Annotated in this window: 5 protein-coding genes; 3 read left to right on the plus strand and 2 right to left on the minus strand. The window is 58.9% G+C overall.

What is annotated here, in order from left to right; translation table 11 throughout:
• Window positions 1–23 precede the first annotated feature (23 nt).
• The 3 genes from RUESEDTHA_RS20680 to RUESEDTHA_RS20690 all read left to right on the plus strand — a co-directional run bounded on the left by RUESEDTHA_RS20680 (window position 24) and on the right by RUESEDTHA_RS20690 (window position 3152).
• Window positions 24–1301 (plus strand): CaiB/BaiF CoA-transferase family protein, encoded by a 1278-nt coding sequence (locus tag RUESEDTHA_RS20680; RefSeq protein ID WP_180888488.1) that lies wholly within the window; start codon window positions 24–26, stop codon window positions 1299–1301.
• Window positions 1302–1392: 91 nt separating this feature from the next.
• Complete coding sequence (locus tag RUESEDTHA_RS20685; RefSeq protein WP_209197823.1) at window positions 1393–2166, plus strand: enoyl-CoA hydratase-related protein; 774 nt, start codon at window positions 1393–1395, stop codon at window positions 2164–2166.
• A gap of 20 nt (window positions 2167–2186) precedes the next feature.
• Complete coding sequence (locus RUESEDTHA_RS20690; RefSeq protein WP_180888490.1) at window positions 2187–3152, plus strand: enoyl-CoA hydratase/isomerase family protein; 966 nt, start codon at window positions 2187–2189, stop codon at window positions 3150–3152.
• 96 nt (window positions 3153–3248) lie between these two features.
• On the opposite strand, the gene RUESEDTHA_RS20695 is transcribed toward RUESEDTHA_RS20690, so the two are convergent.
• A complete protein-coding gene (locus RUESEDTHA_RS20695) occupies window positions 3249–5762 on the minus strand; it encodes a CoA transferase (RefSeq protein WP_180888491.1) in 2514 nt (837 codons plus the stop codon).
• Window positions 5763–5859: 97 nt separating this feature from the next.
• Window positions 5860–7515 (minus strand): GMC family oxidoreductase, encoded by a 1656-nt coding sequence (locus tag RUESEDTHA_RS20700; protein ID WP_180888492.1) that lies wholly within the window; start codon window positions 7513–7515, stop codon window positions 5860–5862.
• Between the last annotated feature and the right edge of the window lie 16 nt (window positions 7516–7531).

Raw genomic sequence — 7531 nt, forward strand, 5'->3', positions numbered from 1 at the left:
TTGTCTGGTTGGGAGGAGAAACCATGCAAAAACCCGAAGACGAAAAACTGGAAGGCGGTCCCCTGTCGGGGATCACCGTTCTTGACTTCTCGCGCGTGCTGGCGGGGCCGTATTGCACGATGGTGCTGGCCGATCTGGGCGCGCGGGTGATCAAGGTTGAAAAATTTGGGACAGGCGACGACACGCGCGCCTTTCCCCCCTTCATTGATGCCGAAAGCGCTTATTTCATGTGCTTCAACCGGGGCAAGGAAAGCATCGTTCTGGATGTGAAATCGCCCCGCGACCGTGAGCTGCTGGAGCGGTTGCTGGATACGTCAGATGTTCTGGTTGAAAACTTCCGCCCCGGCGTGATGGATCGCCTTGGGTATGGCGCGGAACGGCTGGCAAAGACGCATCCGCATCTGATCTATGCCTCGATCTCGGGCTTTGGCCATTCCGGTCCGATGACCGATCTGCCCGGCTATGACATGGTCGTGCAGGCCATGGGCGGTGTCATGAGCCTGACCGGCTGGCCCGGTGAACGCCCGGCGCGCGTCGGCACCAGCTTTGGCGATCTGGGCGCAGCGCTGTTCGGTGTGATCGGCATCCTGTCGGCGCTGTATAAACGCACCAAGAACGCACAGGGCGAGCGGGTCGATATCGGGATGCTGGACTGTCAGGCAGCGCTGATGGAAACCGCTTTGGCGCGGTATGATGTCGAAGGCGTCGTGCCCACGCGCACCGGCGACTGCCACCCCTCGCTGGCCCCGTTCGAGACGTTTCAGGCCAAGGATGAACGCTTTGTCATCGCCGCCGGGAACGACCAGTTGTTCCTGCTGATGGCCGATGCGCTGAACGCGCCCGATCTGGCGATGGACCCGGATTTTGCGTCCAACGATCTGCGGGTGCGCAACCGCCCCAAAATGGTCGAGGCGATCGAAGCTGTCACCACCACAATGCCGATGGAACACTGGCTGGACGCGCTGAACGAGGCCGGTGTGCCCTGTGGCCCGGTCAACACCATCGACAAGCTGCTGGACCATCCGCAACTGTTGTCGCGCAACATGATCGTGCAGGTCGAGGGCAAGGGCAAAAAACCGTTTCGCACCGCCGGCAACCCGATCAAGCTGTCGGCCTACAAGGATATGAACCCTGACCAACCACAGGTCGCGCCGGGGCTGAACCAGCACCGCGAGGCGATTCTGGCCGAGAAGATGGCGGATTTCGAATCCTACGATCAGAACGGCTCGGCCAAGGCCAAGCACAGCGATGAAGCACCCGCCGAGGGCACCAACTGGACCGATTTTGGTCTTAAGAACTGAAACAGATTCCGGGAGAAAACTCATGACGACCAACAAGACCAAAGCCGCCGATACCGCCAAAAAAGCCGCACCCGAGGCCAAATCGACCCGCATCGCACTGGAAGAGATCATTGTCGAGCGCCGCGAAAGCGTTGGCCTGATCACGCTGAACCGGCCTAAAAGCCTGAACGCGCTGAACCTGCAACTGGCCGCCGAGGTGATGCAGACGCTGAAAGAATTCGATGCGGATGACCGGATCGGTGCCGTGGTCATCACCGGCAGCCCTCGCGCCTTTGCTGCGGGCGCCGATATCGAAGAAATGGCCGAAAAGCACCTGGTGGACCTGCTGGCAAATGACATCTTTGCCGACTGGGATCAGATGCGGTTCATCAAGAAACCGGTGATCGCGGCGGTCAGCGGCTTTGCGCTGGGTGGCGGGTTCGAACTGGCGCTGATGTGCGATTTCATCATCGCCAGCGAAGACGCGCAATTTGGTCTGCCCGAAATCAAACTGGGCATTCTGCCGGGCATCGGGGGTTCTCAGCGTCTGACCAAATCGATCGGCAAAGCCTTTGCCATGGACCTGATCCTGACCGGGCGGACCATCGGCGCAGCCGAAGCCAAGGAATCGGGCATCGTTGCCCGTGTGGTGCCCACCGAAGATCTGCTGCAAACCGCGCTGGAGGCGGCACATCAGATTGCTGGTTTGAACGCCCCTGCCGTGGCAATGGCCAAAGAAGCGGTGAACAACGCGCTGGAGACCGGGCTGACCCCGGGCGTGCTGCATGAACGCCGCCTGTTCCAGGCCGCGTTCGCGACCGACGGTCAAAAGGAAGGCATGGCCGCGTTTATCGCCAAGCGTGCTCCGGTTTTCCGTAACCGTTGAAACCCGGCAGGTGTACTGACATGTCACATGTTATCTTCGGAAAACGGGGGCGTGCAGGCATTATCACCCTGAACCGGCCCGAGGCGATGAACGCGCTGAACCTGGACATGATCCGTAGGATCGACACGGCACTGGATCAATTTGTGAAAGATCCAGCCGTGTCCTGTGTGATCTTGAACTCCAGCAGCGACCGAGCATTTTGCGCAGGCGGAGACATGCGCCGTGTACGAGAACTGGTGCTGGACGGAAAGCGCGCAGAAGCCGAAAAGTTCTTCGAAGAAGAGTATGCCTTGATCGAGAAGATTTCGGTCCTTCCGAAACCCTATGTTTCGTTGATTGACGGAATATGTATGGGCGGTGGAATGGGGCTGTCCGTTCACGGAACTTATCGCATCGCCACTGAACGGGCGCTGTTTGCGATGCCCGAAACAGCGATTGGCTTTATTCCGGATGTGGGCGGCAGCTATCTTCTGCCGCGCATGCCCGAATATTGTGGCATTTGGATGGGTCTGACCGGCGCGTCCGTACGCGGGTTCGATGCGCATGGGCTTGGGATTTCGACACACATGGCGGCAACGGAAACCTTGCCCGAACTGTTGGACGACTTGTGCCACTCGTCTCAGCCAATAGACGAGACCCTGTCGAAGTTATGCGCATCCACTGGGCATCAGTTTGATATTCTGATGCTATCAGATACCACGGCCTGCTTTGGCCAGCCGACTCTGCGCACCATCGTCAAAAGTCTGGAACAAAATCGCAGTAAACGGAAAGAGGCCGCGTTGAAAGCACTGCGAAATGCATCGCCCCGCAGCTTGCAGGAAACTTTGACACTGCTGCGGAGGGGTAAAGAACTGTCCTTGTCGGAATGCCTGGCACAAGAATTCGAAGCCATGCGCCACGCGATCCGCCACCCCGATCTTGCCGAAGGTGTGCGCGCCGTATTGGTTGACAAGGACCACGCACCTAACTGGCAAAAGGCCGGCTAACTCGGCACGTGAAACCAATTGCTGGGTTTACCGATGGGCGAAGTACAGTCGTTTGAACCTCGCCCATCGGTACATGCCATCCTACCGGCTTCTGGATCAGCTCGGAAGAAACTCCTTGCTCCAGCTTTCGCTGATGAACCCCGATTGCAGCATTTGGTCAATTTTCTCGTTTGGATACCCAAGCTCTTGCATGACCGCACGCGTAGAGGCACCGAACTTCTCGGTCGGTGCCAGCGCGTAAACCTTGCCACGAACGGGCCGGATGGCAAACGGATCAAGTTGGGTGACCGTGTGGCCACTGGGATGATCTTCGTGGACCGAGAACGAATAACTGCCGCGATCAATCCCCGGTGTCCCGTCCGCAGGGCGCGAGTTGTAGTACCGCAGCGACTCGATATTTTCACATATGGTACCGCCGACATCCGCTGCCTGCAGCCTTTCAGCCCAGTCGCTGGCGCGGGCCTGATAGAAAGCATTAGCCAGAAACGCATCCCGATCTTCAGGAGCGACATCTTCAAACCCCTCCAGCCCTTCGACCGATGCCAGTTTAGGTACATCGTGTTCATAAGCGCTGAGCAAGATGAAACGGTCGGAAGATGTATAGTAGAAACGGGTCAGCGCGTCATAGCCATTGAACTCACGCCCTGCCGGTTCATCGAACAGGCCACGGCGTTCGTAATCATAACAGTACGGAATCTGCGCCAACCCGCTTAGGGCCGCCAACGAGGTGCGCGGGCGACCAACGCGACCTGTTTTTAGCTTCTGATACAGCGCCGTCGCCACCCCGAGCGAGCCGCCAAAACCGCACATCACGTCGATGGTTCCCACATGCGCATGTTCTTCGGGCATTTCCATTGACCCGCCGAACCGAAGCATGATCCCGGTCGTGGCCTGTACCAGATCGTCATAACCCAGATAGTTCGACCGCGGACCCCGGCGGACCCCACCAAAGCAATCCATCTTGCAGAAGATCGCATCGGGATTCAGCTTCGCCAGGTTGTCTCGGTCCAACCCTACGGACTGTACCTGCGCGTCGGTGGCATTCCAGACGATCACATCTACGGATTTTACCAACTTTTCAAACACTTCACGACCTTCGGGCGATTTCATGTCCGCCAGAACCGAGCGTTTGCCCGAGCCATGCGTCATACTGAAGATCACCGTATTCCAGCAGTCGTAGAAGGGTTTGGCCGGGTCCAGCTTGATTACCTCAGCCCCGAAACGGGCAAGATAGGCCACCGAATGCGGGCCTGCGATCACGTTACACAAGTCCAGAATGCGAACACCGTCCAGCCACCCGGTTTTTTCGTCCTCGGGCACCGGATCGGGCACCACGGTCGGTCGGTCCCGCAACGATGCCAGCGCGGTGTCGAAATCCACCCATTCCCGTGCGCGCGGTTCCAGCATCTCTTCGCCGCTTTCCTCTAGCCAGACCATCGGTCCGGGCTGGGTCATGGTGCCAAACTCGGGGTCTTCGACCTCGATCATCAGACCTGCAGTTTCGGCGTGGTCGTCGTGAATCCATTCCTGCAGCCAACGCTGGGGCGCGCCGGGAAATTTGCCGCGGCCGAAGATCCGCTCCCATTCCTTCGACGTGCGTGTCAGGAACACCTCTTTCATCCGCTCGGCAATCTTGTCGGCCCATTCCTTCGGCAGTGGATAGACGCCCAGAGACACGTCATTTTTCCACTCGGACATCGGCAGATAGGTGTCTTCTTCTTCGGTCAGCCCTTCCTCGACCAGCTCATCATAGATGCCCAGTTTCTTGAGGCACCGCTTGGCGTGGTCCTTGTGGCTGGGGCAGACCACGTAGAACATCCGCCCGTCCTTGCATTTGTAGGACCGATAGAACGGGTCCAGCAATTCTTGCAGCTCGTCATAGCTGACATTCATCGGCAGACCTTCAATCCGCCGCCGCTCGATCTCAAGCTCGCGCTGGGTCTTGTAGCGGTCAGGGTAGTCATCGATCTTGATCGAGTTATAGCTGAGCCCCTCCATCACTGCCGAGGCCAGCGGCACTTCGATCTGGTCGCCGTAACCGGTGCGCTCACGCGATTGCAGCGCCAGCACGACCGAGGACGCAGCCAGCATCGTGCCATAGGCAGACGCCAGCGGCAGCGGCGAAAAGGACGGGTTGATCCCCATCAGAACCCGGTTCAGGCCCATGTCTGTGAACACACCTGACGAGGCGGCGATGACGCTTTCGTAAGCACGCCATTCCCGGCGCAGCTCGTCATTCGAGGCGAAACCGGGGATCGACAGCGTAATCAGCTCGGGGCGGGTTTTGCGCATCTCGGCGAAATCCAGACCCATGCGTGCCATGGTGCCCGGACGAAAGCTTTCGACCAGAATATCGGCTTCGGCGATCAGTTGGCGAACTTGATCCATGCCTTCGTCGGTCTTTAGGTCCAGCGTCACGATCTTTTTGTTGCGGTTCAGCGTGGCGTTGGCGGGACTTTCCCACAAAGGACCGCCGGGAATTTCAACCCGAATGACCGTTGCACCGAAATCGGCCAGCACCATGGCGACGGCAGGACCTGCGATATATTGGCCAAAGTCGATCACCTTGACGCCGTCAAGCGGCAGCTCTGTGGACGCGTGAGTTGTCATGTGCATTATCCCTGCAAAGTGTCGGGCACGCCGCCCGATATGACGTGAAAAGCCCCGGGTCCGCCCATGAACCCGAGACTTTGATCTTTATACAAGCTTATTGACCAGCCTGAATCCAACGCGCCGCTTTTTCTGCGATCATCAGGGTCGGTGCGTTGGTATTGCCGCTGGTGATTTCGGGCATGATCGAGGCATCGACCACGCGCAATCCCTTGATCCCCTTGACCTTGAGCTGAGGGTCAACCACAGCCGTCGGATCATCCACGCTGCCCATCTTGGCGGTGCCGACGGGGTGGAAGATCGTGTTGGCGATATCGCCCGCCAGCTTGGCCAGTTCCTCGTCGGACTGATACTGGGTGCCGGGTTTCCACTCTTGCGGGTTGTAGGTTTTCATGGCCGGTTTTGCCATGATCTCGCGTACTTGTCGCAAACTGTCGGCGGCCACTTTGCGGTCATCTTCGGTGTCCAGATAGTTCGGCGCGATCATCGGCGCGTCAGAGTATTTGTTCGACCGGATGCGCACATGGCCACGGCTGGTGGGGTTCAGGTTACACACACTGACCGTAATCGCCGGGAATTCATGCAGGTCTTCGCCAAAGGCCTCAAGGCTCAGCGGCTGGACGTGATATTCCAGATTGGCATGGGTGCGGCTGGGGTCCGACCGGGTGAAGGCACCCAATTGGCTGGGCGACATGCTCATCGGACCCGAACGCTGCAGTGCATATTGCAGACCGATCTTGGCCTTGCCCACCAGGCTGTTGGCCAGAGTGTTCAGGGTTTTGGCCCCGTCCACTTTGAACACTGCGCGGATTTGCAGGTGGTCTTGCAGGTTCTCACCCACGGCGGGCGCGTCCAGCACCACGTCGATGCCCTGCGATTTAAGGAATTCACCATCCCCGATGCCCGACAATTGCAGTATCTGCGGCGAGTTGATGGCCCCGGCGGACAGAATGACCTCGGCCTGCGCCTTGACGGTCACGGGCTGGCCCGCACGGCGAACAACCGCACCGGAACAGCGGGTCGCGCCGTCGTCACTCGTGTCAAACGTCAGACGCTCGACCTGTGCCTCGGTCCAGATGGTCAGGTTCTGACGCTCTTTCGCCGGGCGCAGGAACCCTTTCGAGGTGTTCCAGCGCCAGCCCGATTTCTGGTTGACGTCAAAGTAACCGACCCCGGCATTGTCGCCCGCGTTGAAATCGTCTGTCGATTCAATCCCTGCCTCATTCGCTGCTTTGGCAAAGGAATCCAGCACGTCCCATTGCAGACGCTGCTTTTCAACGCGCCACTCGCCGCCATGCCCGTGCAGGTCGGAAAAGCGGCTGTTGTCACCGGTCGCGGGGTCTGCCCCGCCATCCAGCTTGTAGTGGTTTTCATGCGCCTTGAAGTCAGGCAGAGAGTTCTCCCAGCTCCAATCTTCCTCGCCGCTCAGCTTTGCCCAGTTGTCATAGTCCCGCGCCTGACCTCGCATGTAGATCATGCCGTTGATCGACGAGCAGCCGCCCAGCGTCTTGCCCCGCGGATAGCGCAGCGTCCGGCCGTTCAGGCCCTTGTCGGGCTCGGTCTGATACAGCCAATCGGTGCGGGGGTTGCCAATGCAGTACAGATACCCGACCGGAATATGAATCCACGGGTAGTTGTCTTTTTTCCCGGCCTCCAGCAGCAGGACACGTTTCGACGGATCCTTGCTGAGGCGATTGGCCAGCAGGCAGCCGGCAGTACCGGCCCCCACAACGATATAGTCAAATGTTTCCATAGGTGTTGCTCCGATC

Origin of the sequence: Ruegeria sp. THAF57 (assembly GCF_903914075.1) — a bacterium.
In the GTDB taxonomy this organism is placed as follows: domain Bacteria; phylum Pseudomonadota; class Alphaproteobacteria; order Rhodobacterales; family Rhodobacteraceae; genus Ruegeria.